This window comes from Actinoplanes sp. CA-252034, from assembly GCF_050956125.1.
In the GTDB taxonomy this organism is placed as follows: domain Bacteria; phylum Actinomycetota; class Actinomycetes; order Mycobacteriales; family Micromonosporaceae; genus Actinoplanes.
Window position 1 is genome coordinate 2,856,852 of record NZ_CP191846.1, and the last position, 24,673, is coordinate 2,881,524.

Here is a 24,673-nt window from a genome sequence, read left to right on the forward strand (position 1 = left end):
ACGTCGGTTCAGCGAACCGGGTGAACGCGGGTGATCTGCGCCATAACCGCTTGTCCGGGCCGAGTGGCGGCCCGAAGAGTGCGGACATGCCGCAGCCCGCCCCACTCGTCCTCGTGTCGTCCGCCATGGGCATCGGCTCCCGCTACTACCGGCCGCTCGTCGAGGCGTTCGTGGCCCGCGGCTGGTCGGCGCGAGCCCTGCCCCGGCGCGGGTTCGAGCCGGAGGGCGCCCGCGCGTCCCGGGAGCACGACTGGTCGTACGCCGACGAGGTCGCCGTGATCGCCGGCGCCGTGGCCGCCGCCCGCGCCGAAGCCCCGGACCGGCCGGTGATCCTTCTCGGGCACAGCCTGGGCGCGCAGCTCGCCGCCGGGCACCAGCTCAACCACCCGCCCGCCGACGGACTGGTGTCGGTCGGCGGCTGCCTGCCCCACCACCGTGACTACCCCATGGCCGGCCTGCCCCTGCTGATCCAGGCCGGCGTGATCATCCCGGTGCTGACCGCGATCTTCGGCCACCTGCCGAAACCGGCCTTCGGCGGCCCCGGCGCCCGCACCCAGATGCGCGAGTGGGCGCGGATGGCGCTGACCGGCCGCACCCCGTTCCCCGCCGACGACCTGATTCGCACCCCGGCCCTGGTGGTGGCCCTGGAGGGGGACCGGCTCGCCCCGGAGAAGCCGGTCCGCAGCTTCGCCGCCCGGCTGTTCGCGCCGGAGTCGGTGACGGTGTGGCGGTACGGTCGCGCCGACGTGCCCGCCGGGGCCAGCAACGACCACACCGGCTGGGCCCGGACACCCGAGCCGGTGGTCGACCGCATCGTCGCGTGGTGGGCCACCGTCGAGAACAGGTTTGAGGAGAAGGCCGCTCCGGACACCATGCGGGGATGACCTTCGCGGACGGGCGCGCCGGGATCGACGCGGCGCTGGTACGACGGCTGATCCGGGCGCAGTTCCCGCAGTGGGCCGATCTGCCGGTGACACCGGTCGAGCTGGACGGGTGGGACAACCGCACGTACCGGCTCGGCGACGACATGACGGTGCGCCTGCCCACCGGACCCGGCTACGTTCCGGCCGTCGCCAAGGAGAACGAGTGGCTGCCCCGGCTGGCCCCGCAACTGCCGGTGGCGGTGCCGGCGGTCCTGGCGGCCGGTGAGCCGGGGGAGGGCTACCCGTTCCCGTGGTCGGTGCGCGGCTGGCTGCCGGGCGAGTCCGCGTTGCGTGCTCCGATCGCGGACCTGAACCGGTTCGCCGGCTCGGTGGCCGGATTCGTCGGCGCGCTGCAGGGGTGCGACACCGAGGGCGGCCCCGCGGCCGGCGACCACAGCTGGCACCGGGGCAGCCCGCCGATCTTCTACGACGACGAGACCCGGCACTGCCTGCGGCTGCTGGAGGGCCGGATCGACACCGTCCGCGCGGCCGAGACGTGGGGCGCCGCGCTCGTGATGGAGCACCGCGGCGACCCGGTGTGGTTCCACGGTGACATCGCGGCCGGAAACCTGCTGGTCCTCGACGGCGAGTTGGCCGCGGTGATCGACTTCGGCACGTCCGGCGTCGGCGATCCGGCCTGCGACCTGGTGATCGCCTGGACCATGTTCACCGGCCCGGCTCGCGCGGCGTTCCGGCAGGCGGTCGACCAGGACGAGGGCACGTGGGCCCGGGCTCGCGGCTGGGCGCTGTGGAAGGCGATGCTGATCCTCGTCGGCGCGATCGACAAGGGCGACCGGCCCGGCGCCGCCGAGCAGGAGCGGGTGATCAGCGAGGTCCTCACCGACCACGACCGGCGCGGACCGTGGTCCGGCGCCGGTACCGCGGGGGCCGGCTGATCAGGCCGGGCCGTGGATGGGGGCGGTCATCCCGGTGAGCGGGGCGCCCGAACCGCCCCAGGACAGGGCGACGACCTCGGCGGCGATGGCGACCGCGGTCTCCTCCGGGGTCCGGGCGCCCAGGTCCAGCCCGATCGGGGCGCGCAGCCGGGCCAGCGCCTCCTCGCCGACTCCCGCCTCACGGAGCCGCCGGATCCGGTCCTCGCAGGTCCGCCGGCTACCCATCGCGCCGACGTAGCGGGCCGGGCTGCGCAGCGCCACTTCGAGCAGCGGGATGTCGAACTTCGGGTCGTGGGTGAGCACGCACAGCACGGTCCGCTCGTCGACGGCCGTCGACGACAGGTAGCGGTGCGGCCAGTCGACCACGACCTCGTCGGCCTCCGGGAAACGGGCCGGGGTGGCGAACACACCGCGCGCGTCGCAGACGGTCACCTGGTAGCCGAGGAACTTCCCGATCCGCGCGACCGCCGCCGCGAAGTCGATCGCCCCGAAGACGATCATGCGGGCGGGCGCGGCCCAGGACTGGACGAAGACCTCACGCTCGCAGGCGGTGACGATGGCGCTGCGGCCGTGCGCGAGCAGACCGCGCGCCTGCTCCCCGGCGATCCGGTCCAGCTCGTCGTCGCCGAGGGTGCCCTCGACCCGGTCCGGCCAGACGACGAGCTGCGCGTCGGGCAGGGACACCGTGGCGACCGGGCGGCCGGCGGCGATCGTGGCCAGCAACGCGTCGAGCGAGGCCAGCGCGACATCCGGCTGGATCATGACTTCGATGGTTCCACCGCAGGTCAGGCCGACCTCGAGCGCATCGCCGTCGCTCACCCCGTACGTGTGCGTCTGGGCCTTCTGGAAAGCGATGACCTCCTGCGCGGCCGCGTAGACGGCGCCCTCGACGCAGCCCCCGGAGACGCTGCCGATGACCTCGCCGTGCTCGCTGACGGCCATCGCCGCGCCCGGCTGCCGGGGCGCCGACCGCCAGGTGTGCACCACCGTCGCCACGGCGAAGGACGTGCCGGCGGCCCGCCAGGCCAGCAGGCCGTCCACGATCTCGCGCATCCCAGCACCTTCCGTGATCCGCATCGGGAACGTCAACGGTGAGTTAAGACATCCCTTAGGTCGCTGTTGACATTGGACCCTGACGGCGGGAGGGTCTGCGCGACTTCACGGGAGGTGCAGGGTGCAGGTGCCGGCTCCATTCGAGTACGAACGTGCCACGAGCGTGGATCAAGCCATCGGACTGCTGGAACGACTGGGCAGCTCGGCGCGGCTGGTGGCCGGGGGCCACAGCCTGCTGCCGATGATGAAGCTCCGGCTCGCCAACTTCGAATATCTCATCGACATCAACGATCTGCACGCGGAGCTCGGCTACATCAGGCTCAGCGACGACGAGGTGCGGATCGGGGCCATGACCCGGCATCGGGAGCTTCTCGAGTCGGACGTGCTGGCCGGGGTCTTCCCGATCTTCGCCGACGCCGAGAAGGTGATCGCCGACCCGATCGTCCGCAACCGCGGCACGCTGGGCGGATCGCTGTGCCAGGCGGACCCGTCGGAGGACCTCTCGGCGGTGTGCACGACCCTCGACGCGAGCTGCGTCATCCGCGGCCCGGGCGGCTCGGAGCGGGTCGTCACCATGGAGGAGTTCCACGTCGGGCCGTACGAGACGGCCGTCGCCGACGACGAGATCCTCACCGAGATCCGGATCCCCCGGAAGAGCTTCAAGGTCGGCAGCGCGTACGCCAAGGTCGAGCGCCGTGCCGGTGACTGGGCCGTGGTGTCCGCCGGCGCCGCGGTGTGGCTGGACGAGGGCCGCATCGTCGACGCCCGGGTGGGCCTGGCCGCGGTCGGTCCCAACACCACGGGCATCCCGGAGATCTCGGCGGCGCTGCGCGGGCACGAGCCCGACGAGAGCCTGTACGAGCTGGCCGGCGCGATTGCGGCGCGCAGCTGTGACCCGGTCACCGACACCCGCGGCAGCGCGGACTACAAGCGCCACCTGGCGGACGAGCTGACCCGGCGCACCCTGCGCAAGGCTGTGGAACGGGCGAGGAGCTGACATGCAGGTGACGATGACGGTCAACGGGACCGAGTACACCCGTGAGATCGAGGGCCGCATGCTGCTCGTGCACTTCCTCCGGGACGTGCTCGGCCTGACCGGCACCCACTGGGGCTGCGACACCAGCAACTGCGGCGTCTGCGTGGTGTGGCTGGACGGCGAGCCCGTCAAGTCGTGCACCGTGCTCGCGGCCATGGCGGGGGGCCACGAGGTCCGTACCGTCGAGGGCCTCGCCAACGGCGCCGAGCTGGATCCGATCCAGGAGGGCTTCCGGCAGTGCCACGGCCTGCAGTGCGGTTTCTGCACCCCGGGCATGCTGATGACCTGCCGGGCGCTGCTCGACAAGAACCCGGACCCGACCGAGGGCGAGATCCGCGAGGCCATCTCCGGCCAGATCTGCCGCTGCACCGGTTACTCCTCGATCATCCGCTCGGTCCGCTGGGCGGCCGTGCACGAGGCTTCGTCGACTCAGGAGGAGGTGGCGGCCCAGTGACGACCACCCAGGACACCAAGCTGACCGAGTTCGAGGACAACGACCAGAAACCCGTCGGTTTCGGCCGGATGCTGCGCAAGGAGGACGCGCGCCTGCTCCGCGGCCGGGGCCGGTTCGTCGACGACGTCCAGCTGCCCGGCATGCTGCACCTGGCGATCCTGCGGTCGCCGTTCGCGCACGCGAACATCGTCAGCATCGACACGTCCGCCGCCGAGGCGTCGCCCGGGGTGAAGGCGGTCGTCACTGGTGAGACCCTCAAGGGCCTCGGACTGGCCTGGATGCCGACCCTCTCCAACGACGTGCAGGCCGTGCTCGCCACCGACCGGGTGCGCTTCCAGGGCCAGGAGGTGGCGTTCGTCGTCGCCGAGGACCGCTACCAGGCCCGCGACGCGCTCGAACTGATCGACGTCGAGTACGACGTCCTCGAACCGGTCGTCGACGTGCGCAAGGCGCTGTCCCCGGACGCCCCGGTCATCCGCACCGACCTCGAAGGCAAGACCGACAACCACGTCTTCGACTGGGAGACCGGTGACGAGGAGGAGACCGCCCGGGTCTTCGCCTCGGCCGACGTGATCGTCAAGGAGGACATCGTCTACCCGCGCGTGCACCCGGCGCCGATGGAGACGTGCGGCTCGGTCGCCGACTTCGACCCGGTCGAGGGCAAGCTGCGTCTCTGGTCCACCACCCAGGCCCCGCACGCGCACCGCACCCTCTACGCGATCGTCGCCGGGATCCCGGAACACAAGATCCAGGTGATCGCGCCGGACATCGGCGGCGGCTTCGGCAACAAGGTGCCGATCTACCCCGGCTACGTCCACTCGATCGTCGGCTCGATCGTCACCGGCAAGCCGGTGAAGTGGATGGAGGACCGATCGGAGAACCTGATCAGCACCGGCTTCGCGCGGGACTACATCATGCGCGCGGAGATCGCCGCGACGAGCGAGGGCAGGATCCTCGCCATCCGTACGAACGTGCTGGCCGACCACGGCGCCTTCAACGGCACTGCCGCCCCCGTGAAGTACCCGGCCGGCTTCTTCGGCGTCTTCACCGGCAGTTACGACATCCAGGCGGCGCACTGCAAGATGACCGCCGTCTACACCAACAAGGCGCCGGGCGGTGTCGCGTACGCCTGCTCGTTCCGCATCACCGAGGCCGTCTACCTGGTCGAGCGGATCGTCGACGCGCTCGCCTACGAGCTGCGGATGGACCCGGCCGAGCTGCGGCTGAAGAACTTCATCCAGCCCGAGCAGTTCCCGTACACCACCAAGACCGGCTGGGTGTACGACTCCGGGAACTACGAGCCCACCATGCGCCTGGCCATGGAGATGGCCGGCTACGAGGAACTGCGCAAGGAGCAGGAGCTCAAGCGGGCCAGGGGCGAGCTGATGGGCATCGGCATCGCGTTCTTCACCGAGGCGGTCGGCGCCGGCCCGCGCAAGAACATGGACATCCTCGGCCTGGGCATGGCCGACGGCTGTGAGCTGCGGGTCCACCCGACGGGCAAGGCCGTCGTCCGGCTCTCGGTGAAGACCCAGGGCCAGGGGCACGAGACCACGTTCGCACAGATCATCGCCGAGGAGCTGGGCATCCCGCCGGCCGACATCGACGTTCTGCACGGCGACACCGACAACACCCCGTTCGGCCTGGGCACCTACGGGAGCCGGTCCACGCCGGTCTCCGGCGCGGCTGCCGCGCTCGTGGCCCGCAAGGTGCGCGACAAGGCCAAGCTGATCGCCTCGGCGATGCTCGAGGTGTCGGTCGCCGACCTCGACTGGGTCAAGGGCGCGTTCCAGGTCAAGGGCGACCCGGGCCGCTCGGTGACGATCCAGGAGATCGCGTTCCGGGCACACGGCGCGGGCGACCTGCCGGACGGCGTCGAGGGCGGTCTCGAAGCGCAGATCTGCTACAACCCGTCGAACCTGACCTACCCGCACGGGGCGTACATCTGCGTCGTCGACATCGACCCGGGCACCGCCGAGGTCAAGGTCCGCCGGTTCATCGCGGTCGACGACTGCGGCACCCGGATCAACCCGATGATCATCGAGGGGCAGGTGCACGGCGGCCTCACCGACGGCGTCGGCATGGCCCTGATGGAGATGATCAGCTTCGACGAGGACGGCAACTGCCTCGGTGCCTCGCTGATGGACTACCTGATCCCCACCGCCCTCGAAGTGCCCGACTGGGAGACCGGCTTCACCGTCACCCCGTCGCCGCACCACCCGATCGGCGCCAAGGGCATCGGCGAGTCCGCCACCGTCGGCTCGCCGCCGGCGATCGTCAACGCGGTCGTCGACGCGCTCAAGCCGTTCGGCATCCGGCACGCCGACATGCCGCTCACCCCCAGCCGGGTGTGGGACGCCATGCGGGGCCAGGCCACCCCGCCGATCTGACCCACCCGCAAGACCCCTGGGGAGTACGTGATGACGACGAGCACCGCCGAGCGGGCCCGCGAGCTGACCGCCGCACGCCGGCCCTTCGTGCACGCCACCGTGGTCCGGGCGCAGGAACCCACCTCCGCCCGGGCCGGCGACGACGCGGTGATCCTGGCCGACGGGTCCATCGAGGGCTTCGTCGGCGGGGTCTGCGCCGAGACGTCGGTGCGTGCCGCGGCCATGGACACGCTGCGCAACGGTGACTCCGTGCTGCTGCGGGTGCTGCCCGAGGACTCCGCCGAGTTCCCCGAGACGCCCGGCGCGCGCGTCGTCGTCAACCCCTGCCACTCGGGCGGGGCGATCGAGATCTTCCTCCGGCCGGTACTGCCGAAACCGCTGATCACGGTCGTGGGGGAGAGCCCGATCGGCCGGGCCGCCACCGAGCTCGCCGGTTTCCTCGACTTCGAGGTGACCGGCTCGTTCGCCGGCGTCTCGGCGGTCGTCGTGGCCGGGCTGGGCCGCGACGAGGAACGCGCCATCCGGGCCGCCCTCGACGCCGGTGTGGGGTTGATCGCGCTCGTGGCCAGCCACACGCGCTCGGCGATCCTGCTCGACGCCATGGACCTGACCGTGGACGAGCGCGCCCGGATTCGTCCGCATGCCGGCATCGACATCGGCGCCCGTACCCCCAAGGAGATCGCTCTGTCGGTCCTGGCCGAGATCGTCCGCGAGATGCGGGCGGGCGGCCTCACCGCTGCCACCTCCCCGGCGGCTCCGGCCGGGTCTCCCTCCTCGGCCGCGTCGGCGGCCGGGCCTTCCTCCTCGGCCGCGTCGGCGGCCGGGTCTCCCTCCTCGGCCGCGTCGGCGGCCGGGTCTCCCTCCTCGGCCGCGTCGGCGGCCGGGCCTTCCTCCTCGGCCGCGTCGGCGGCCGTGTCCTCAGCCTCGGCCGCGTCCCCGGTCGCGGCTTCGGCGCCGGCCGTGCCCTCGGCCGCCTCGCATGCCGAAGCCGCCGCCTTCGCGCAGGCCGAACCCGAGTTCGTGGCCGGCCCGGCCCTGCCCGTCGGGCCGGCCACGTTCACTCCGGAGACGCCCGCCGCCACCGCGATCGACCCGATCTGCGGCATGACCGTCGTCATCGGCCCGGACTCCCACCACGCCGTCGTCGACGGCCAGGACTTCTGGTATTGCTGCCCGGGCTGCCTGAAGAAGCACACCCGCGGCCGGAACTCATGACGGAACCCCGCTGGCACGCCGTTCCAGCCGCCTCGCCCGCCTTCCCTGCCGTCGCCTTCCCTGCCGTCGCCTTCCCGGCCCCCGCCTCGCCGGTGTTCCCGGCCGCCGCCTCGCCCATGTTCCCGGCCCTCGCCTCGCCCGTGTTCCCGGGCCCGGCCTCGCCGCGGCGCGGCCGGTCATGACGGTGACGGGCCTGGTGCTCGCCGCGGGCGGCTCGCGGCGGCTCGGTGAGGCGAAGCAGCTGCTGCCGTTCCGCGGTCGCACCCTGCTCGACGCCACGCTCGACATGGCCCGGTCCTGCCACCTCGACGACCTGGTGGTCACCCTCGGCGGATCGGCCGCGGAGATCCGCGACAAGGTCGACCTCACCGGGGTACGGGTGATCGAGAACCCCGCGTTCGCCGACGGATGCGGGTCGTCGATCCGGTCGGCGATCCCGCACATCGACACCGACCGGCTGATCCTGCTCCTCGGCGACCAGCCGCTGGTCTCACCGTTCGACGTGCGCCGGGTCGCCCTGGTCGACGCCCCCATCGGGGTGTGCCGGTACGCGGACGGGCTCGGGCATCCGCTCGTGTTCCGCCGGCCGGTGTACGACGACCTGTCCACTCTGCACGGCGACAAAGCGGTGTGGAGACTGCTGCATTCGGGGAAGCACCCGGTCAGCGAGATCGCCACCGCCGGCACCGTGCCGGTCGACGTGGACACTCCGGACGACTACGAGCGGCTGCTGGCGAATGAAGAGTCCTGAAGAGGTCGTCCAGCGCCTGGACGCCGTCGACTACCTGGCCGACGAGGGCCTCGCCATGGCCGTCTTCCTGGCCCTGCGCCTGGGAAAGCCGCTGCTGCTCGAGGGCGAGCCCGGAGTCGGCAAGACCGCCGCCGCGAAAGCACTGGCCCAGGCCCTGGACACGCCGTTCATCCGCCTGCAGTGCTACGAGGGCCTGACCGCCGGCGAAGCCCTGTACGAGTGGAACTACCAGCGTCAGCTGCTGCACATCCGGCTCGGTCAGGCCTCCGACGACGCCTCCCTGTTCACCGACGACTTCCTGCTGGAACGGCCGATCCTGCGCGCCGTCCGGTACGACGGACCCACCCCGCCGGTGCTGCTCATCGACGAGATCGACCGTGCCGACGACGAGTTCGAGGCGCTGCTGTTCGAGTTCCTCGGCGAGGCCGCCGTCACCGTCCCCGAGCTGGGCACCTTCGCCGCCACCCGCCCGCCGGTCGTGGTGCTCACCTCCAACCGCAGCCGTGACCTGCACGACGCCCTGCGCCGCCGGTGCCTCTACCACTGGATCGAGTTCCCGCCGCCGGCCCAGGCCGCCGCGATCGTGCGCCGCGCCGTGCCGGGCGCCTCGGCACCCCTCATCCGTGACGCCACCGAGTTCATCGGCCGGGTCCGCGGCCTCGACCTGGACAAGGCCCCCGGCCTGGCCGAAACCATCGACTGGGTCTCCGCCCTGGCCGCGCTCGGCGCCACCGACCTGGTCGCCGGCGACACCCTGCGCACCCTCGGCACCATCGCCAAGACCCCCGACGACCGTCTCACGATCGCCGCGGCCGCAACCCAGGAGAGCCACCCATGAAGATCACCAACGAGTTCACGGTGCAGATCCCGGTCGACGAGGCCTGGAAGGTGCTGACCGACCTCGAGGGCATCGCCCCGTGCATGCCCGGCGCCCGGCTGACCGGCGTCGAGGGCGACGTCTACCAGGGCAAGGTGAAGGTCAAGGTGGGCCCGGTGATCTCCGAGTTCGCCGGGACCGCCCGGTTCACCGCCAAGGACGACAGCGCGTACCGGGCGGTGATCGACGCCAAGGGCCGCGACGCCCGTTCCGCGGGCAACGCCTCGGCCACCGTGAGCGCCTCCCTGACTCCCGAGGGCCCGACCGCGACGAAGGTCTCCGTCGACACCGACCTGAAGATCAGCGGGAAGCTGGCCCAGTTCGGGAGCGGCATGATCAAGGAGGTGTCGTCCAAGCTGCTGGCCCAGTTCGTCGCGAACCTGGAGTCCAAGCTGGCCACCGACACCTCCACCCCGGTTGCTGGCACTCCTGCCCCGGCCGCCGGTACCTCCCCGTCGGCCGCTGGCTCCTCTGCCCCGGCCGTCGGCACCTCCGTGCCGGCCGCTGGTACCTCTGCCCCGGCGGCTGATTCCTCTGACCCGGCCGCCGCTGACGCCGCTCCGGCGGGTACCGCCGACGCCGAGGCCGCGCCTGTCACCTCCCCGTCCACCGCTTCCGAGGCGGCGGTCGCCACCGCCCCGGATTCGGCGGTGGCGCTCGGTGACGTCGCGCCGGCCGGACCCGCGAACGACGACGCCGCAGCGCCCGCTGTCGCCCCGGACCCCTCGGCCGGCGAGATCGAGCCGGCCGCCGGCCGTCTCGAGACGGCCGAGGGCACGCCGGAGCCGGTCGCTCCGCTGCGCGTCCCCGGCGCCGACCTCTCCGCCGCCGCCCCGGCCCCGGCTCCTGCGTCTGGCGCTTCGGCGTCTGCCGTTCCCGTGTCGGCCGTTCCCGCGTCTGGCACTCCCGTGTCGGCCGCTCCTTCGTCGGCCGCTCCTGCGTCTGGCGCTCCCGTGTCTGCCACCGAGCGGACTCTGCAGTCGGAGGAACCGGAGGCGATCGACCTGCTCGCCGTCGCCGGTAGTTCCCTCTACAAGCGAATCGTCCCGGTCGCGGTCGGCGCCGTCGTGGCCGCCGCCGTGATCGTCTGGTTCGTTGCCCGCGGCTGAACCCACCCCGGTGCTGCTGCGCGGCACGGACCGGGCCGCGTTCGCCGTCGCGTTCGTGGCCCGTCTGCGCCGCGCCGGCCTGCGGGTCGGCATCACCGAGACCCACGACCTGGTCCGTGCGCTCGCCGCCAGCCCGCCGACGTCCCGGACCGTCCTCTACTGGACGGCCCGGGTGACGCTGGTCCGCCGCCACGACGACCTCGCCGTCTTCGACCGGGTGTTCACCACGGTGTTCGACGACGGCCCGCCGCTGCCGTTGAGCCGTTCGGCCGTACCCCCGAAACGCCGTGACGACAGCGTGCACGTCACCGTTCCCGGAACGGGCAGCGAGGCCACAGCCGGAGGCGAAGGCCTGCCCTGGGCGACCCTGCCCGCCCCCGTGGCCACCGGTGACGACCTCGGCGGCGAGGGCATCGACCTGCCCGATCTGCGCCCCAGCGCGCTGGCGGCCGTCGCCGAGATGCCTTTCGAGGAACTCGACCGAGCCCAGACCGAGGCCCTCGGCGCAACGCTGAGGACCGCCCTCACCCACTGGCCGCAGCGCCGTGGCCGCCGTCATCGCGCCGACCCGGGCGGTCGCCGGGTGGCCCTGCGCGCCACGATCGCCCGTGCCCGCCGCACCGGCTGGGAGGCGATCACCGTGGTCCGGGAACGCCCGCTCCCGAAGCCCCGCCGGGTCGTGATGCTCTGCGACGTCAGCGAGTCGATGCGTGCCCAGGCCGCGGCCTATCTGCAGCTGATGCGCGCCTTCACAACGGTCGCCGACGCCGAGGTCTTCGCCTTCGCCACCCGGCTGACCAGGTTGACCGTCCCGTTACGGGACACCTCGCCCCGAGAGGCGATCGACCGGGCGGGCGCCGCCGTCGACGACCGTTTCGGCGGCACCCGGATCGCCGCCAACATCGCCGCACTTCTCGACTCCCATCACGGCGACACCGTCCGTGGCGGCGTGGTCGTCATCGCCTCCGACGGCTGGGACAGCGATCCACCTGAGGTGATGGCCGCCGTGATGGCCCGCCTACGACGCCGCGCGTACCGCATCCTCTGGTTGAATCCCCGGGCCGGCGCCCCCGGCTGGGCCCCCGAGGTGGGCGGCATGGCCGCCGCTCTGCCTTTTATTGACCGATTGCTGCCCGCCGCGACCCCGGCCGATCTCATCGCAGCCGTTCACCACCTACGCGATATGGCCTTGACCGGCTCCGCGCACAGGCCGTCTACTGGCTCGTATATCTGACGGCCGGTGGCGACGGAAATCGCGAGGACCGCCATGTCCAGTAATGATGATCGGCTAGCCTCCCGCCTGTCCAGCGCTTATGACCGGCGCCGCCCGGATCTGGTTTTCGATGCGCTATCCGACATTATCGGATCGACGCCGATCGAGGATCTTCGTGCTTTCTGGCATCCATTGGGCTTCTTCCGGGTCGATCTTTTCGCCGATGACGAGGGCCGGCGGTTCGTGGTGCACTGCTGGCCGCGTGAGTTCCGGTCCACCCAGGATCCGGCGTGGACCGTGCACTGCCACGCGTGGCCGGTGGAGAGCATGATCCTGACCGGCCGGCTGAGGGACACCCAGTTCGTGCACGAGGCCGCCGACGAGCGCATCCCGCCGGGTGTGCTCTACCTGGCCGGATCGGCGCCGGACGGCATGTCGGAGCTGAAACGCACCGGCGAGGCCGTGCGCCTGGCCGGCTCGGTGGACGCGTACCGGGAGGAGCGGGAGTTCTACGAGATCGGCCTCGACGCGTTCCACGAGAGTGTCGTGGGGGCGCGGGGACACTGCATGACACTCGCGCGGATCGGGCGGCGGAAGGTGCAGCCGGCCCGGGTGGTGGGGGAGCCGGGCGCCCCGGCCCTGTTGCGGTACCACCACGAGGCGGTCGCGCGGCAGTTGCTGCGCGACGAGTTCCGGGCGGCGGGCCTGACGACGTGACGGCCTACCCGTACCGGGATGGCCTGGCAGTCCTGTCCGCGTCGGACGTCAAGGTGAGAACCGCGCGTGAGCTGGCATTTCTCGGCGATCCGGCCGTCGTCGCGGACCTGGGCTGCGGTGACGGCGTCCTGACCGCTGCCCTGGCTGCCCGGCTGCCCGGCGTGGCCTCGTGGCTGCTGCTCGATCGCGATACCGACCTGGTGGCCCGGGCCCGGCAGGCGGTCGCCGCGGCCACCGGGGCACCGGTGCTGGCCGTGACCGGGGACCTGGCCCACGCACCGTTGAGTCGTCGGCTGCCCGGCCCGGCGTTGGTGGTGCTCGCCCATTCGCTGTACTACGTGCCCGGCTGGGCGGGGGTGCTCGACCGGCTGCTGACGGCGCCGCTGCCCGGTGGTTCGGTGATCGCGGTGGTCCTGCGCACCACGGAGTCGGCGTCCTACCGGTTGCGCGCCGCGGTGCGCGCCGCCCGTGGCCAGCCGACGTCGGCGATGGTGACCGGCGAGATGGTGGAGGAGTGGCTGACCCGGCGAGACGTGCCGTTCCGGACGGCCACGATACGGTCGCGAGTGGGCCGCCCCCTCGCATTCCGGGATCAGGCCGGCCTCATCCGGCTGCTGGCCGACGACGACGATCTGCGAAATGTTCTGACATTGCTGTGCCATGCCGACCCATGGACGCTCGGCTACTCCCTGTTCGCCGCCCTCTCTGGCATGATGCACGATGGCGTGCTCAATCTGAGCCTGGTTGATCGCGTAATCGTCATCCCGTACCGGAACCAGGAGGAGACGTGCCCCATCTGGACGTGAAATACAAACCCGACGTGGTGCGCATCGAAGATCTGGCGGAACTCGCCGACACACTCACAAAAATCGTGGGCACCCATTTCAACGAGAATCCCGACTTCGTTTCCCTGGAAATGATTCCGCAGGGTTCCGTCGTGCGTAACCGCAAGGACGTCGACCTGGAGCTCGACTCGGCCCCCGACCCGGAGGGCCTGCGCGCCCGAGTGGCCGGCGCCCTGTCGCAGGCGCTGTCGGAGACCGTCGGCGAGCACCTCAAGAGCCGTGGCTACGAGAATCTGGAGATCAGCGGCTGGGTGCGGATCTTCGACACCGCGGTCTACCACTATCACCGAGCCTGAGCGCTGGACGCTCGTCGCCGGGCAGGCGTGGGCGTCCTACCTGGCGGGCGGCCGCGGCGTCGGAGCCGTCGCGGCCGACGCCGGCGTCGTCTGCGCGGTGGCGGGCAACGCCGACTCGCCGGACGGGTCCGGGCTCCGGCATGCCGAGATCGAGGCGATCTCCCGGTTGTCCCGGGAGACCGTCCGGCGGGTGACCCTCTACACGTCCCTGGAGCCGTGCGTGCTGTGCCTCGGCGCGCTCACCTTCAGCCGAGTGCCCCGGGTGGTGTTCGCCGCCCGGGACTTCTCGTTCAGCGCCGGCCATCGAGCCCTGGCCGGCGCGCCGGTGCTGGGCGCGCGGGTGCCCGCCTTCACCGGCCCCCTGGGCGGACGGCTCGGTGCCTTCTGCCGTCTCGTGCCGATCGTCGCCGACCTGCACAACTACCACGGCTCCGGCCGGCTGGGTCTGGAGGAACGCCTCACACCCGGCCTGGTTCGCCTGGCCCGAGACTTCACGAGGGCCGCCGACGAGGACTGGCCCGACGTGCTGAACCGCCTCGGCCCCGATCTCGACGAGGTCGCCAACGAGTTGTCACACGCCGAGACGAGACTCAGCCGGCTCGGCTTCTTTTAGCTCGTACCCCCGGGGCCCTTGAACTCACGGTGTCCGGCCTGGTTGCCGCTGGGCTTGGTTGCCATTCGGCTTGCGGTGTCCGGCCTGGTTGCCGCTGGGCTCGCCGTGTTGGGCGTGGTTGCCGCTCAGCTTGCGGTGTTCGGCTCGGTCGCTGCTCGGCTTGCCGTGCTCGGCTCGGTCGCTGCTCGGCTGGTGGTGGCCACCTGCGGTGCTCGGCTCGCGGTACTCGGCTGGCGGTGGCCACCTGCGGTGGTCAGCTCGCGGTGCTCGGCTGGTGGTGGCCATCCGCGGTGCTCGGCTGGCGGTGGCCACCCGCGGTTCTCGGCTCGCGGTGCTCGGCTGGTGGTGGCCATCCGCGGTGCTCGGCTGGCGGTGGCCACCCGCGGTGGTCAGCTCGCCGTGCTCAGCCCGCCGTCGAGAACCAGCGTGGCGCCGGTGACGAACGGGTTGGCGACCAGGCTCACCACGGCGCCCGCCACTTCGCCGACGGTCCCGAGCCGTCCCAGTGGGGTCTGACCCTCGACGTAGGAGATGTAGCCGTCGCCGGCCCGGCGCGTCATCGCGGTGTCCACATTGCCCGGCGCGATCGCGTTCACCGTGATGCCGTCCTTGCCGAGCTCGAAGGCGAGCGCCTTCGTCACCGCGTCGAGCGCCGCCTTCGACATCGAGTAGGACAGGACGGCCGCCGCGGCCCGATCACCGTAGATGGACGAGATGTTGACGATCCGGCCCCACCCGCGCTCGCGCATGCCCTTGACGCTCGCCTTGGAGGTGAACACCGCGGCCGCCGCGTTCGTCAGGAACGCGTCGGTCAGCGTGGCACTGCTCTCCGCCTCCCAGCCGGCGCTGTTCGGGATGACGCCGGCATTGTTCACCACGATCTGCACCGGCGCGCCGGACAGTCGCGCGGCCTCGTCGATCAGGAACTGCGCGGCTTCCGGGTCACGGACGTCGGCGCCCACCGCGAAGGCCCGCCCACCCGCGGCCGTGATCTCTCCGACCGCCGTGGTGGCCCCCGCCTCGTCCTCCAGATAGTCGAGAACGACGGTCACACCGAGAGCGGCCAACTCCACGGCGATGCCCTTACCGATGCCACGGGAAGCGCCCGTGACCACCGCGGTCTTGTTCACGAGAGATTGCGTGTCCAAAGGCATGACAGCTCCTCATTGATTTCGGTGCGGAAGCAGAGCGTCGCATTGCTCGGAGATCGGAGCCCTCAGGTTACCCTCGCCCTCCTCCAGTCTGCGTTTGCGATCCGTGGCGACGGCTGCCGGGTGTGAACGGAAGGTGTCCGTCATGGTGACGGCGACACCATTTCGAGTATCTGGCGAAAGAGCTTGCAAGACGTCATTGCAGGACGTGAAGACCTCATCGGCCAGATAGGGGCTGAACCGCACGGCCGCGATCAGAGCCATTCCCAATTGTGAACCGGCCTCGACCGTCGAATCGGCGTCCGGCTCGACCGTCCCGCCGTCACCGAGCAGGTGCGTGGCCAGCGCCAGACGGGCCGCCGCCTCGACGTCGGCGAACCCGCTCGCCGTCGCCGCGGCCAGCGTCTCGGTGAACCGGGCGAGCGGGTCCGGCACGGTGCCGAGCCGCACTCCCAGAACCGACGCGTTCAGGTGCGCGAGGACCCGCCCGTGCCGGTTCTGCGCCGACACGAGCACCCGCTCCGCCTCCTCCAGCACCGGCACGGCCCGTGCATCGCCGAGCCTCTGACAGGCGTCGGCGAGGTAGAGCAGGGCCATACCCAGCGAGTACGGCTCCCGCACCCGTTCCCGCTCCAGTGCCACGGCCGCCTCCAACTCGTGCAGCCCCTCGGTGGTGCGGCCCATGCCCAGGTAGGTCCGCCCACGCCGGTAGCGGGTGATGGCGAGATAGACGTAGCCCTCGGTGGCCTCGAGACGTCTCCCGGCCTCGTCGAACCAGCGCAGCGCCTCCTCGGGGCGGGCCGATTGGCGGTACAGCTCGCCCAGGTTCATCGACACCATGCCCGCGTTGTATTCGTCGTCGATCTGCTCGAAATAGCGGAACGCGCGCCGCCCGGCCGCCAATCCGGCCGCGGTCTGGCCGGTCAGCCAGCCCAACCAGGCGACCGACGACTCGGCCTGGGCCACGCCGAACTCGTACTCGGCCCTTTTCCACCGCTGAATGGCAGTGCTGAGGTGCACCTGCGCCTCCGCGTAGCGCCCCGCGAACGCGAGCATGTAAACGAGGACCAGTGATATCTGGCCGGCCACAAGATTGTCGGTCACCGGTTCGATCCTGCTCACCGCGGTTCGGTAATACTGATCCGACTCGGCCCCGTAACCCAGCACCCCGTACATTTCCGCGAGCCGGGCGGCGAACATCGCGGCGTGGTCGTCGCGCTCGGCGGTGATCGCCCGGTCGTACCCCTCCATGGCACCTTGCAGGGCCGCCTCGGTGTTGCCGATGCGATGGTGGATCTCGATGAGGTTGGCCACGGCCGACAGCTGCAAGGTGGGTGACGCCGCCGGATCGTCGGCGACCGAGCGATAGCAGTCACGCGCCGAGGCGAGGCCGCCGGATGCGCGGGCGTCCTCGCCGGTGAGGTAGCGCAGCCGCGGGTCCTTCATGGCCACGGGATCGGCGGAGAGCACCGCCAGAGCGCCCGCGCACGGCACCCGCCACACCTGCGCGGGAAGCTTGCCGACCAACTCGGTCAACTGCTGGACAGCCAGAGCCGGGTCGTAGCCGGCGGTGTGCCGCATGCCCTCCAGGAAGTCCGTCTGCCAGGCCGGCGAGAAGAGCACGCTCCGCTCCACCGCGCCGTGGTAGTGCTGTGCGGCCCGCTCGTGCAGCCCGCGCAGTCTGATCGGCGACTGCTGGCGCACGATCTCGATCACCGACTCCCGGACCACCTCCTTCACCGCGAACCGGCCGTCCGGATGCTGGGTGATGAACGAATACCTGGTCAGATCCTCGACCTCGGTGGTGGTGGGCTGGTCGACGAGAGAGGCCAGCGCCTCCAGGTTGAAGGCCTCCAGCACACAGGCGGCCTCGATGAACTCCCGCAGGCGGCCGTGGCTCTCGGTGTGCCCGAGGAACCGGCGCACCACCATGGAGCGAACCTCGTGCAGTGTCGCCGGTGTGTCGCCGAGCCGGGCCGCGGAGTCGATCGCCTCAACGCTCAACTCGAGCGCCCATGGCAGGCCACTGGTGAACTCCTTCAACTTCTGCCGTGTCTCCGGATCGTCGATGCCCGACCGGTCGAGATACTCCTCGGCCTCGCTCTCCACGAACGGTCGCAGCTCGCGCGAGCGAAGGATGGGCTGGAACGCGGTCCACTCCCGGTTGACCCTGTCCAAGCTCTCGCGGCCGGCCAGCACCAGGACGGATTCCGTGGACAACTCCGACTCCAGGCAGTGCCGCATCCACTCGTCCAGCTCCTGTGTCACCGCCTCGTAGTAGTCGAGGAACAGGAACACCCGTCCGGATCCGGCGACCTCGTTGACACCCTCGATGAACGCGGCGGTGATCCGGCCCGGACCGTCGATGTAGTTGACCGTCTCGCGGCCACTGAGCACCTTGGACAGGAATGCTCGCAACCGGTCCTCGCCGATCGCCCCGGCGACGAATGCGCCGACCACGCCGCTCTCGCCGAGTGCTTTCAGCGCGCCCTCCGACACCGAGCCCGCAGCGTTGTGCACTTTCGACGCGACCGTCGTGTATCGGCGGACCTCCTTGTCGAATTTCTTGAACGCGCTGGAGTTGAACGCTCCGCGCCATGCCCGCATCAGCTCCAGCGAGGAGTGGGAGGTCTCCAACGTCGCGAAGGCGACGTTGGGCGACGCCAGCCGGGCGAGCCCGGTCAGCTCGGCGAGCAGTGCCGACTTGCCGATGCCGCCGACGCCGGTGAACATCAGTAGGTTGTATCGGGGAGAGTGCGGGCGCACCGCGGAGTCCATGAAGAGCTCGATCTCGGCGGCCCGGCCGACGAATCGTTGTTGCCGCTGATGACGGAGACGTCCGCCGAGAGTGCCACCGGGACCGGTCAAGGCTCCCTCCTGTGTGTTCGGTCATACGACCGAGATCGATGCTAACCCGGTCGGAACCCGGATGGTGGACGCGACTCCAGAGGGTGACGTGGGTCGGTGATTCCGATCTTCCGCCCTCCTCGTATCGCCTCCTCGACGTCGCCGGGTGACGAGCGGGCCGCGCCGTGGCCTCAAAGCGTGCGGAAGAAGTCGCGCACATCGTCGCTGAAGAGGTCAGGCTGCTCCGCCGAGAGGAAGTTGCCGCCCGCCGGCATCTCCGTCCAGTGGGTGACCGGTGCGTCGCGCTCGGCGTAACGCCGGATCGTGACGTCGGTGACGCCGAGCGCGACGCCCAGGGGAACCGTCGATTTCGGTTTCGGCGCCCACGCCGTCGGGTCGTGCGCCATCTCCCAGTAGAGGTTGGCCGACGAGCCCGCCGTCCCGGTGAACCAGTACAGGCTGACGTTGGTGAGCAGGAGGTCACGGCCGACGGCGTCCTCGGGGAGGGCTGCGGCCGGGTCGGTCCACTCCTGGAACTTCTCGACGATCCAGGCGAGCTGGCCCGCGGGGGAGTCGTGCAGACCGAACGCCAGGGTCTGCGGCCGGGTCGACTGGATGGCGTTGAAGCCCATCTTGTCGTCGCGGAACTCCTGCAGGCGGCCCAGCCGGGCCTGCTCGCCCTCGGTGAGGTCGGCGAAGTCGGCAGGGTCGTCGGACGGGAAGGTGATGTGACCGTTGACGTGCACACCGATCACCTTGCCGGGCTCCTGCCGGCCCATCTCGACGGCGGTCGCGGCGCCCCCGCCGGTGCCCTGAACGCCATACCTCTCGTAGCCCAGCCGCGTCATCACCTCGTGGAACGCCGAGGCTGTCCGCGCCGTCGTCCAGCCCGGCGTGGTGAGGGGCCCGGACCAGGCGATGCCGGGGTTGCTCATGAGCACGAGATGGAAGTGCTCGCGCAGAGCCTCCACCACGGGCAGGTAGACGGCGAACGAGGCGGGCCAGTCGTGGGTGATCAGCAGCGGGACCGCTGCCGGGTCGGTGGAGCGGACGTGCGCGAAGTGCAGGGTCTGCCCGTCGACCTCGGTGAGGAACTGAGGCAGCACGTTGAGCCGGGCCTCCGCTGCCCGCCAGTCGAACTCACCCGCCCAGTAGTCGGCCAGACCCCGTAGGTAGTCGACGGGGACGCCGCGCTGCCAGCCCTGGCCGGGGATCTCCGGTGTCCAGCGGGTCCGGGTCAGACGGTCACGCAGATCCTGGAGGTCGGAGTCGGAGACGTCGATACGGAAGGGGCGGATCGCGGTCATGCCGGGTCCTCTCTATTGTTGGAACGGAATGATTCGTTCCGCATTGAACGTAGCAGACCTTCGGTCGTAGCGGAACAGAGCATTCCGGTCCGCTATACTTCCCGGCATGACGAGCCCGACGTCCGGCCGCGCCCGCCAGGCCGCACGCAACGACGTGACGATCCTGGCGGCGGCGAAAGAGGTCTTCCTGGCGGACAAGCGCGCGCCGGTGGCCGCCGTCGCCGAGCGTGCCGGCGTCGGCATCAGCGCCCTCTACCGGCGCTACGCCGGTAAGGAGGAACTGCTGCGCAAGCTGTGCCACGACGGGCTGCTGACCTTCATCGAGCAGGCCGAGCGCGCCTCGACCGCGACCGACGACTGGGTCGCTTTCGAGACGTTCGTGCACGGCGTCGTCGAGGCCGACGTCCACTCGCTCACCGTGCACCTGGCCGGCACGTTCACCCCCACCGAGGAGATGAGCGCCGACGCGGTCCGGGCCGACGAGCTGGCCACCGCACTCTTCGAGCGGGCCCGCCACCAGATGCGTGCGGAGGCCGTTCCCGCCGATCTGACGATGCTGCTGGAGATGTGTGCGGCCGTTCGGGTGCCCGACCAGGCTCGCACCTCGTCGCTACGCCGGCGCTATCTGGCGATGCTGCTCGACGGGCTGCGGGCCGGGATGAGCCTCCCCGGTCCGGCGCCCACCTGGGCCGAGCTCAGCTGGCGCTGGATGCCGAGGCCGGATGATCCCGACGTCAGCTCCAGAGGGTGACATGGATCGACGGCTTGAAGCGGGCGACGTTGACCCCGCTGCCACGCATCATCGCCTGGATGGCGCGTGGCGTCGACGCGAAACGGGCCAGTTCGGCGGCGGCCGACGGCTTGCCGGTTTCGGCCAGCGTCAGCGAGTGCCACACCTCCTCCAGCGCCGCGTGCGGTCCGCAGAATTGGAGGAGGTGGCCTTTGCGCACCTCCGGAGCGACGGTGAAGGACAGCGCCGCCGCCACGCCACGGCCGCGTTTGGCCTCTTCCAGGGCGGCCGCATGACTCTGGAAGATCTGCTGACGGTCGTCGGGCACCCCGAGCCGCCGCAGCAGCGTCGGGATGGCCCCCCGGTCGGCGGCGGCCGACGGGCCGAGCAGCCACGTCTGGTCGCGCAGCTGCCGCGGCGACGGCTGCGTCCCGGCCAGCGGATGATCAGGCCCGGCCACGACGACGACCTTGTAATACATGACCGGCCGGCACCGCACCGCCGGATCGGGGAGCGCCGGCGCCGGCCCGATCGCGATGTCGATGCTGCGTTCGATCAGCGCCTCGGCGAAGGAGCCGGGGTTGCGCACGCTCAACTCGACGTCCAGGTCGGCGGCCCGGCTGGCGAAGAGCTCGATCAGCCCCGGGGCGGCGTGCTCGGCGAAAAGCGACGACGCGCCCACACGCAGCAGCCGCCGCCCATGCCCGGCCGCGCTCACCTCGAGGACCGTGATGTCCTGCAGCCCGAGCAGCTCGGTGGCCCGACTGGCGAGCCGCAGACCACCCGGAGTGAAGGTCAAGCCGTTCGCCGTTCGCGAGAAGAGCTGGTCACCCAGTTCTCTGCGGAGTTGTCCGATGTGCAGGGACACCGCGGACTCGGACACCTCGAGCTGCGCCGCCGCCTGCTTCACCGAGCCGCATCGGACGACCGCGGAGTAGGCACGCAACTGTGTGGGGGTCACAGCCCGCAATGTATCGCGATCAACATCGTTAGTGCTCCCCGCGTCGCACATGGTGACCACACCGGCGATCTCACCGATACCGCAAGCGCGTTCCGCACATACGCTGTCGTGCGCCCGAGCCCAACTGGAGAGGAATCCGCCGATGCCGACCTTCGAGGCCACTGACGGCGTGGAGATCTACTGGGAGCAATGGGAGGGCGACTCCGACCTGCCACCCGTGCTCCTGCACCACGGTTTCATCGCCAACGGCCAGACCAACTGGGTGCTGCCCGGCATCGTCGGGGCCCTGACCGCGACCGGCCGGCGGGTCATCGCCATCGACGCCCGCGGTCACGGCCGCTCCGGTAAGCCGCACGACCCTGCGGTCTATGGCGAGACCCGGATGGCGCAGGACGTCATCACGCTGCTCGACCTGCTGAAAGTCGAGCTGGTCGATGTGGCCGGCTACTCGATGGGTGCGATCGTCTCCCTCATCCTCGCCACCCGTGATCCCCGCCTGCGTCGCCTCGTCATCGGCGGCATCGGCTCCGCCGTCGTCGAGCTGGGCGGTGTCGACACCCGGGTCGTCCCCGCCGAGGCGTTCCGTGAGGCCTTCCACACCGACGACCCGTCCACCATCACGCATCCGGCCGCGGCCGGGTTCCGCGCTTTCGTGGACGCGGTGGGCGGCGATCGTGCCGCCCTGGCCGCCCAGGCCGCCGCGATCCACGCCAGTCCCCTCCCGCTCGACACGATCGCCGTGCCCACTCTGTTGATCACCGGCCGCGACGACGTCCTGGCCACCCGACCAGAGCTTCTGGCCAAGGCCATCCCCGACGCCCGCCTGACCGTCATCGACGGCGATCACCTCGGGGCCGTCCGCCAGCCGGCTTTCGCCGACGAGCTGGTGACCTTCCTCAACACCCGCTGACCCTGATCGGGCTCCCCGATCCAAATAAGTTGAGCACGATTGTCAACAATCACCTCGGCGGCGAGCGGCGGACGGCGGGCGGACGGCGAGCGGCTAGCGGCGAGCGGACGGCGGGCGGACGGCGGGCGGACGGCGGGCGGACGGCGGGCGGACGGCGGGCGGCGGCGGGCGGACGGCGGGCGGCGGCGGGCGGCGGCGGGCGGACGGCGGGCGGGCGAGCGGCGAGGCCAGGAAAGCCATGGCTAGGAGGACGGCGGGCAGGAAGACGACGGCTAGGAGGACTGCGGCCAGGAAGACGACGATGTACGTGATCGCGAGCGGCGTGTGGACACCGAGCTGGTAGACGCCGACGGCGGTGAGGCGAACCAGATCGCGGCCTCCGGGACGGCGCCGAAACAGTCGGCGAACCGGCTGGCGACGAGCATGCCGACGATGCCGCCCAGGTTGATCACGATGAGGAAGGCGAGCGACGAGCCGAGGTCGTAGCCTTCGGCCCGCGCGGTATCGTTCTCGCACCGAAGGCCTGGACGACAGCACCGGAGGCTGGACGAGAGCATCGGGAGGCTGGACGACAGCATCGGGAGGCTGGACGACAGCATCGGGAGGCTGAACGACCGCACCGGGAGGCTGAACGACAGCACCGGAAGGCTGAACGACAGCACCGGAAGGCCTGGACGACAGCAGTCCGACGGCAATGGACGACGGGATCACATGTCTGCGGAGAAAGACCTCACCAGCGTGCGACGGGCACGGGACACCGGCGAGGGCGGGGACAAGGCGACCGCGCGTGACGAGTTGCGCACGGCCATTCTGTCGGGGGAGTACATGCCCGGCGAGCGCCTGGTCGAGGCGCAGCTGATCGAGCGGTTCGGGGTGAGCCGGTTCAACATCCGGCTGGCCCTGCAGGATCTCTCCGGTGAGGGCCTGGTGGAGATCCAGCGTAACCGGGGCGCCCAGGTCCGGAAGATCTCGCTGGCCGAGACCATCGAGATCACCCAGGTGCGGATGGTCTTGGAGGGCCTGGTCGCCGCGCAGGCCGCCGAGCGGGTGACCGACCCCCAGGCCAGCGAGCTCGACGAGATCGGCCTGCTGATGCGCCGGGCCGTCGAGTCCGGCGAGTTCCGCCGCTACAGCGACCTCAACCAGCGCCTGCACGGCCTGATCCGGACGGTCGCCGGCCACGCCACGGCCGACCGGCTGATCGGCACGCTGCGCGCCCAGCTTGCCCGTCACCAGTTCATGCTGTCCCTGCTGCCGGGCCGGCCGCAGACGTCGCTGCCGCAGCACGAGCGGATCATCACGGCGATCCGTGAGCGTGACCCGGCCGCCGCCGAGACGGCGATGCGTGAGCACATCGCCAGCGTCATCGAGGTCCTGCGCTCACTGGAGGAGAGCGGCGGCCACCCCTGAAAAGCCTCAACCCACCGGCGGCGTCCCGTGGGTGTGGAACGACGCGATCGTCTGGAGACCCCACGCCTGTCCCTTGGCGCGCTCGGCCTCGGTCCAGGTGACCACCTCGTGGTCGGGGGCGAGCAGCAGCCGCGCGCCGGCGTTGCAGAGTTCGATGCGGTTGCCGCCGGGCTCCCACACGTACAGGAAGAAGGTCTGTTGAATGGCGTGTTTGTGGGGTCCGGTCTCGATGTGCACGCCTGCTTCGAGGAACACATCGGCGGCCCGCAGGATGTCCTCGCGGGTGTCGGTCGCGAACGCTACGTGGTGTAGGCGCCCCTCGGAGCCGGTCCAGTCGCGGGTGTAGACGAGGTCGTAGGACTTGTCGGTGAACGTGTACCAGACCGCGGCCTTGGTCCCGTCGTTCAGCACGATCTGCTCGCTGGCCCGCCCGGTCAGCGGCCCGGCCAGGAAATCCTCGTTGCGTGGCACGTCCTGGGCGAGGTAGTTGACGTGGTCGAGCCGCCGCACGTTGGCCCCGCGCCCCGGGAAACGCGCGGCCTGGTTCTTCAATGAGGGCCGGGTCGCGTCCGACGCCACATACCGCTTCGTCTCGTAGTACAGACCGAACGAGTGCCCGTCCGGGTCGGTGAAGTGGAAGACCGGACCGTACCCCGGCTCGTCGGAGCTCCAACCCTGCCCGAGGCCGGCGGCCTCGATGTCGCGGACCCGCCGCTCCAGGGCCTCGGGGCTGCGGGCCCGCAGCCAGGTCCGGCCGATGCCGGACGTGCCCGCTCCCGTGACCTTGACGGTGAAATGCTCGTAGTCGTCCCAGGCGTGCAGGTAGGCGCTGTCGCCGCGGCGCTCGACGACCTCCATGGCCATCTGGTCGGTGAAGAACCGGACCGTGTCGTCGAGGACGGGCGTCCGGAGCTCCACCGCGGAGACGTGCGCGATGTCGCGGATCTTCTCAGCCATTGTTCTGGGCCC

At 71.0% G+C, this 24,673-nt stretch carries 24 protein-coding genes; 17 read left to right on the top strand and 7 right to left on the bottom strand.

Going from position 1 to position 24,673, the window contains the following annotated elements; all coding sequences use genetic code 11:
• Window positions 1-86: 86 nt before the first annotated feature.
• Window positions 87-884, top strand: coding sequence for a serine aminopeptidase domain-containing protein (locus ACQPZW_RS12830; protein WP_433795072.1), 798 nt, complete (start codon window positions 87-89; stop codon window positions 882-884).
• A complete protein-coding gene (locus ACQPZW_RS12835) occupies window positions 881-1,819 on the top strand; it encodes an aminoglycoside phosphotransferase family protein (RefSeq protein ID WP_433795073.1) in 939 nt (312 codons plus the stop codon). Before ACQPZW_RS12830 ends, ACQPZW_RS12835 begins: the two co-directional genes overlap by 4 nt.
• Here ACQPZW_RS12835 and ACQPZW_RS12840 read toward each other — a convergent pair whose 3' ends face one another.
• On the bottom strand, window positions 1,820-2,872 hold the full coding sequence (locus ACQPZW_RS12840; RefSeq protein WP_433795074.1) for an XdhC family protein: 1,053 nt from the start codon (window positions 2,870-2,872) through the stop codon (window positions 1,820-1,822). It abuts the gene before it with no gap.
• A gap of 163 nt (window positions 2,873-3,035) precedes the next feature.
• On the opposite strand from ACQPZW_RS12840, the gene ACQPZW_RS12845 reads away from it, so the two are divergent.
• From ACQPZW_RS12845 to ACQPZW_RS12900, 12 genes are all read left to right on the top strand, one after another.
• A complete protein-coding gene (locus ACQPZW_RS12845) occupies window positions 3,036-3,869 on the top strand; it encodes an FAD binding domain-containing protein (protein ID WP_433795075.1) in 834 nt (277 codons plus the stop codon).
• A gap of 1 nt (window position 3,870) precedes the next feature.
• Complete coding sequence (locus tag ACQPZW_RS12850; protein WP_433795076.1) at window positions 3,871-4,362, top strand: (2Fe-2S)-binding protein; 492 nt, start codon at window positions 3,871-3,873, stop codon at window positions 4,360-4,362.
• Window positions 4,359-6,752, top strand: coding sequence for an aerobic carbon-monoxide dehydrogenase large subunit (locus tag ACQPZW_RS12855; RefSeq protein ID WP_433795077.1), 2,394 nt, complete (start codon window positions 4,359-4,361; stop codon window positions 6,750-6,752). Before ACQPZW_RS12850 ends, ACQPZW_RS12855 begins: the two co-directional genes overlap by 4 nt.
• A 30-nt stretch (window positions 6,753-6,782) precedes the next feature.
• Window positions 6,783-7,967, top strand: a complete 1,185-nt coding sequence (locus tag ACQPZW_RS12860) for an XdhC family protein (RefSeq protein WP_433795078.1) — start codon at window positions 6,783-6,785, stop codon at window positions 7,965-7,967.
• Between the two features lie 178 nt (window positions 7,968-8,145).
• Window positions 8,146-8,718: a nucleotidyltransferase family protein gene (locus tag ACQPZW_RS12865; RefSeq protein ID WP_433795079.1), complete on the top strand. Its 573-nt coding sequence runs from the start codon at window positions 8,146-8,148 to the stop codon at window positions 8,716-8,718.
• Window positions 8,705-9,556 carry an AAA family ATPase gene (locus tag ACQPZW_RS12870; RefSeq protein ID WP_433795080.1) on the top strand — a complete coding sequence of 284 codons (852 nt, stop codon included), beginning with the start codon at window positions 8,705-8,707 and terminating at the stop codon, window positions 9,554-9,556. Before ACQPZW_RS12865 ends, ACQPZW_RS12870 begins: the two co-directional genes overlap by 14 nt.
• Entirely contained in the window at window positions 9,553-10,704 is a 1,152-nt protein-coding gene (locus ACQPZW_RS12875) for an SRPBCC family protein (protein ID WP_433795081.1), read from the top strand. Before ACQPZW_RS12870 ends, ACQPZW_RS12875 begins: the two co-directional genes overlap by 4 nt.
• A 10-nt stretch (window positions 10,705-10,714) precedes the next feature.
• Entirely contained in the window at window positions 10,715-11,938 is a 1,224-nt protein-coding gene (locus ACQPZW_RS12880; RefSeq protein WP_433795082.1) for a vWA domain-containing protein, read from the top strand.
• 171 nt (window positions 11,939-12,109) lie between these two features.
• Window positions 12,110-12,634 carry a hypothetical protein gene (locus ACQPZW_RS12885; protein ID WP_433795083.1) on the top strand — a complete coding sequence of 175 codons (525 nt, stop codon included), beginning with the start codon at window positions 12,110-12,112 and terminating at the stop codon, window positions 12,632-12,634.
• 53 nt (window positions 12,635-12,687) lie between these two features.
• Complete coding sequence (locus tag ACQPZW_RS12890; protein ID WP_433795084.1) at window positions 12,688-13,440, top strand: class I SAM-dependent methyltransferase; 753 nt, start codon at window positions 12,688-12,690, stop codon at window positions 13,438-13,440.
• Window positions 13,422-13,775, top strand: a complete 354-nt coding sequence (locus tag ACQPZW_RS12895) for a hypothetical protein (protein WP_433795085.1) — start codon at window positions 13,422-13,424, stop codon at window positions 13,773-13,775. The genes ACQPZW_RS12890 and ACQPZW_RS12895 overlap by 19 nt, the downstream gene beginning before the upstream one ends.
• Entirely contained in the window at window positions 13,699-14,388 is a 690-nt protein-coding gene (locus ACQPZW_RS12900; protein WP_433795086.1) for a nucleoside deaminase, read from the top strand. Before ACQPZW_RS12895 ends, ACQPZW_RS12900 begins: the two co-directional genes overlap by 77 nt.
• A gap of 389 nt (window positions 14,389-14,777) precedes the next feature.
• On the opposite strand, the gene ACQPZW_RS12905 is transcribed toward ACQPZW_RS12900, so the two are convergent.
• The 3 genes from ACQPZW_RS12905 to ACQPZW_RS12915 all read right to left on the bottom strand — a co-directional run bounded on the left by ACQPZW_RS12905 (window position 14,778) and on the right by ACQPZW_RS12915 (window position 19,693).
• Window positions 14,778-15,542: an SDR family NAD(P)-dependent oxidoreductase gene (locus ACQPZW_RS12905; RefSeq protein WP_433795087.1), complete on the bottom strand. Its 765-nt coding sequence runs from the start codon at window positions 15,540-15,542 to the stop codon at window positions 14,778-14,780.
• A 9-nt stretch (window positions 15,543-15,551) separates the two neighbouring features.
• Window positions 15,552-18,407 (bottom strand): hypothetical protein, encoded by a 2,856-nt coding sequence (locus tag ACQPZW_RS12910; RefSeq protein WP_433795088.1) that lies wholly within the window; start codon window positions 18,405-18,407, stop codon window positions 15,552-15,554.
• Between the two features lie 170 nt (window positions 18,408-18,577).
• Window positions 18,578-19,693: an epoxide hydrolase family protein gene (locus ACQPZW_RS12915; protein WP_433795089.1), complete on the bottom strand. Its 1,116-nt coding sequence runs from the start codon at window positions 19,691-19,693 to the stop codon at window positions 18,578-18,580.
• A 106-nt stretch (window positions 19,694-19,799) separates the two neighbouring features.
• On the opposite strand from ACQPZW_RS12915, the gene ACQPZW_RS12920 reads away from it, so the two are divergent.
• Window positions 19,800-20,444, top strand: a complete 645-nt coding sequence (locus tag ACQPZW_RS12920) for a TetR/AcrR family transcriptional regulator (protein ID WP_433795090.1) — start codon at window positions 19,800-19,802, stop codon at window positions 20,442-20,444.
• On the opposite strand, the gene ACQPZW_RS12925 is transcribed toward ACQPZW_RS12920, so the two are convergent.
• Window positions 20,428-21,384 carry a LysR family transcriptional regulator gene (locus tag ACQPZW_RS12925; RefSeq protein ID WP_433795091.1) on the bottom strand — a complete coding sequence of 319 codons (957 nt, stop codon included), beginning with the start codon at window positions 21,382-21,384 and terminating at the stop codon, window positions 20,428-20,430. The genes ACQPZW_RS12920 and ACQPZW_RS12925 overlap by 17 nt on opposite strands.
• Before the next feature lie 142 nt (window positions 21,385-21,526).
• Here ACQPZW_RS12925 and ACQPZW_RS12930 point away from each other — a divergent pair, with 142 nt between their 5' ends.
• A complete protein-coding gene (locus ACQPZW_RS12930; RefSeq protein ID WP_433795092.1) occupies window positions 21,527-22,294 on the top strand; it encodes an alpha/beta fold hydrolase in 768 nt (255 codons plus the stop codon).
• 272 nt (window positions 22,295-22,566) lie between these two features.
• Here the strand turns inward: ACQPZW_RS12930 and ACQPZW_RS12935 are convergent, their stop codons facing one another.
• Window positions 22,567-22,956, bottom strand: coding sequence for a hypothetical protein (locus ACQPZW_RS12935; protein ID WP_433795093.1), 390 nt, complete (start codon window positions 22,954-22,956; stop codon window positions 22,567-22,569).
• A 49-nt stretch (window positions 22,957-23,005) separates the two neighbouring features.
• On the opposite strand from ACQPZW_RS12935, the gene ACQPZW_RS12940 reads away from it, so the two are divergent.
• Window positions 23,006-23,704, top strand: coding sequence for a GntR family transcriptional regulator (locus ACQPZW_RS12940; protein WP_433795094.1), 699 nt, complete (start codon window positions 23,006-23,008; stop codon window positions 23,702-23,704).
• Between the two features lie 6 nt (window positions 23,705-23,710).
• Here ACQPZW_RS12940 and ACQPZW_RS12945 read toward each other — a convergent pair whose 3' ends face one another.
• Entirely contained in the window at window positions 23,711-24,661 is a 951-nt protein-coding gene (locus ACQPZW_RS12945; RefSeq protein ID WP_433795095.1) for a VOC family protein, read from the bottom strand.
• Between the last annotated feature and the right edge of the window lie 12 nt (window positions 24,662-24,673).

Coding starts and splice junctions, on each gene's coding strand:
- ACQPZW_RS12830 (WP_433795072.1), top strand. CDS start 87: ATGCCGCAGCCCGCCCCACTCGTCCTCGTGTCGTCCGCCATGGGCATC.
- ACQPZW_RS12835 (WP_433795073.1), top strand. CDS start 881: ATGACCTTCGCGGACGGGCGCGCCGGGATCGACGCGGCGCTGGTACGA.
- ACQPZW_RS12840 (WP_433795074.1), bottom strand. CDS start 2,872: ATGCGCGAGATCGTGGACGGCCTGCTGGCCTGGCGGGCCGCCGGCACG.
- ACQPZW_RS12850 (WP_433795076.1), top strand. CDS start 3,871: ATGCAGGTGACGATGACGGTCAACGGGACCGAGTACACCCGTGAGATC.
- ACQPZW_RS12860 (WP_433795078.1), top strand. CDS start 6,783: ATGACGACGAGCACCGCCGAGCGGGCCCGCGAGCTGACCGCCGCACGC.
- ACQPZW_RS12865 (WP_433795079.1), top strand. CDS start 8,146: ATGACGGTGACGGGCCTGGTGCTCGCCGCGGGCGGCTCGCGGCGGCTC.
- ACQPZW_RS12870 (WP_433795080.1), top strand. CDS start 8,705: ATGAAGAGTCCTGAAGAGGTCGTCCAGCGCCTGGACGCCGTCGACTAC.
- ACQPZW_RS12875 (WP_433795081.1), top strand. CDS start 9,553: ATGAAGATCACCAACGAGTTCACGGTGCAGATCCCGGTCGACGAGGCC.
- ACQPZW_RS12905 (WP_433795087.1), bottom strand. CDS start 15,542: ATGCCTTTGGACACGCAATCTCTCGTGAACAAGACCGCGGTGGTCACG.
- ACQPZW_RS12915 (WP_433795089.1), bottom strand. CDS start 19,693: ATGACCGCGATCCGCCCCTTCCGTATCGACGTCTCCGACTCCGACCTC.
- ACQPZW_RS12920 (WP_433795090.1), top strand. CDS start 19,800: ATGACGAGCCCGACGTCCGGCCGCGCCCGCCAGGCCGCACGCAACGAC.
- ACQPZW_RS12930 (WP_433795092.1), top strand. CDS start 21,527: ATGCCGACCTTCGAGGCCACTGACGGCGTGGAGATCTACTGGGAGCAA.
- ACQPZW_RS12940 (WP_433795094.1), top strand. CDS start 23,006: ATGTCTGCGGAGAAAGACCTCACCAGCGTGCGACGGGCACGGGACACC.
- ACQPZW_RS12945 (WP_433795095.1), bottom strand. CDS start 24,661: ATGGCTGAGAAGATCCGCGACATCGCGCACGTCTCCGCGGTGGAGCTC.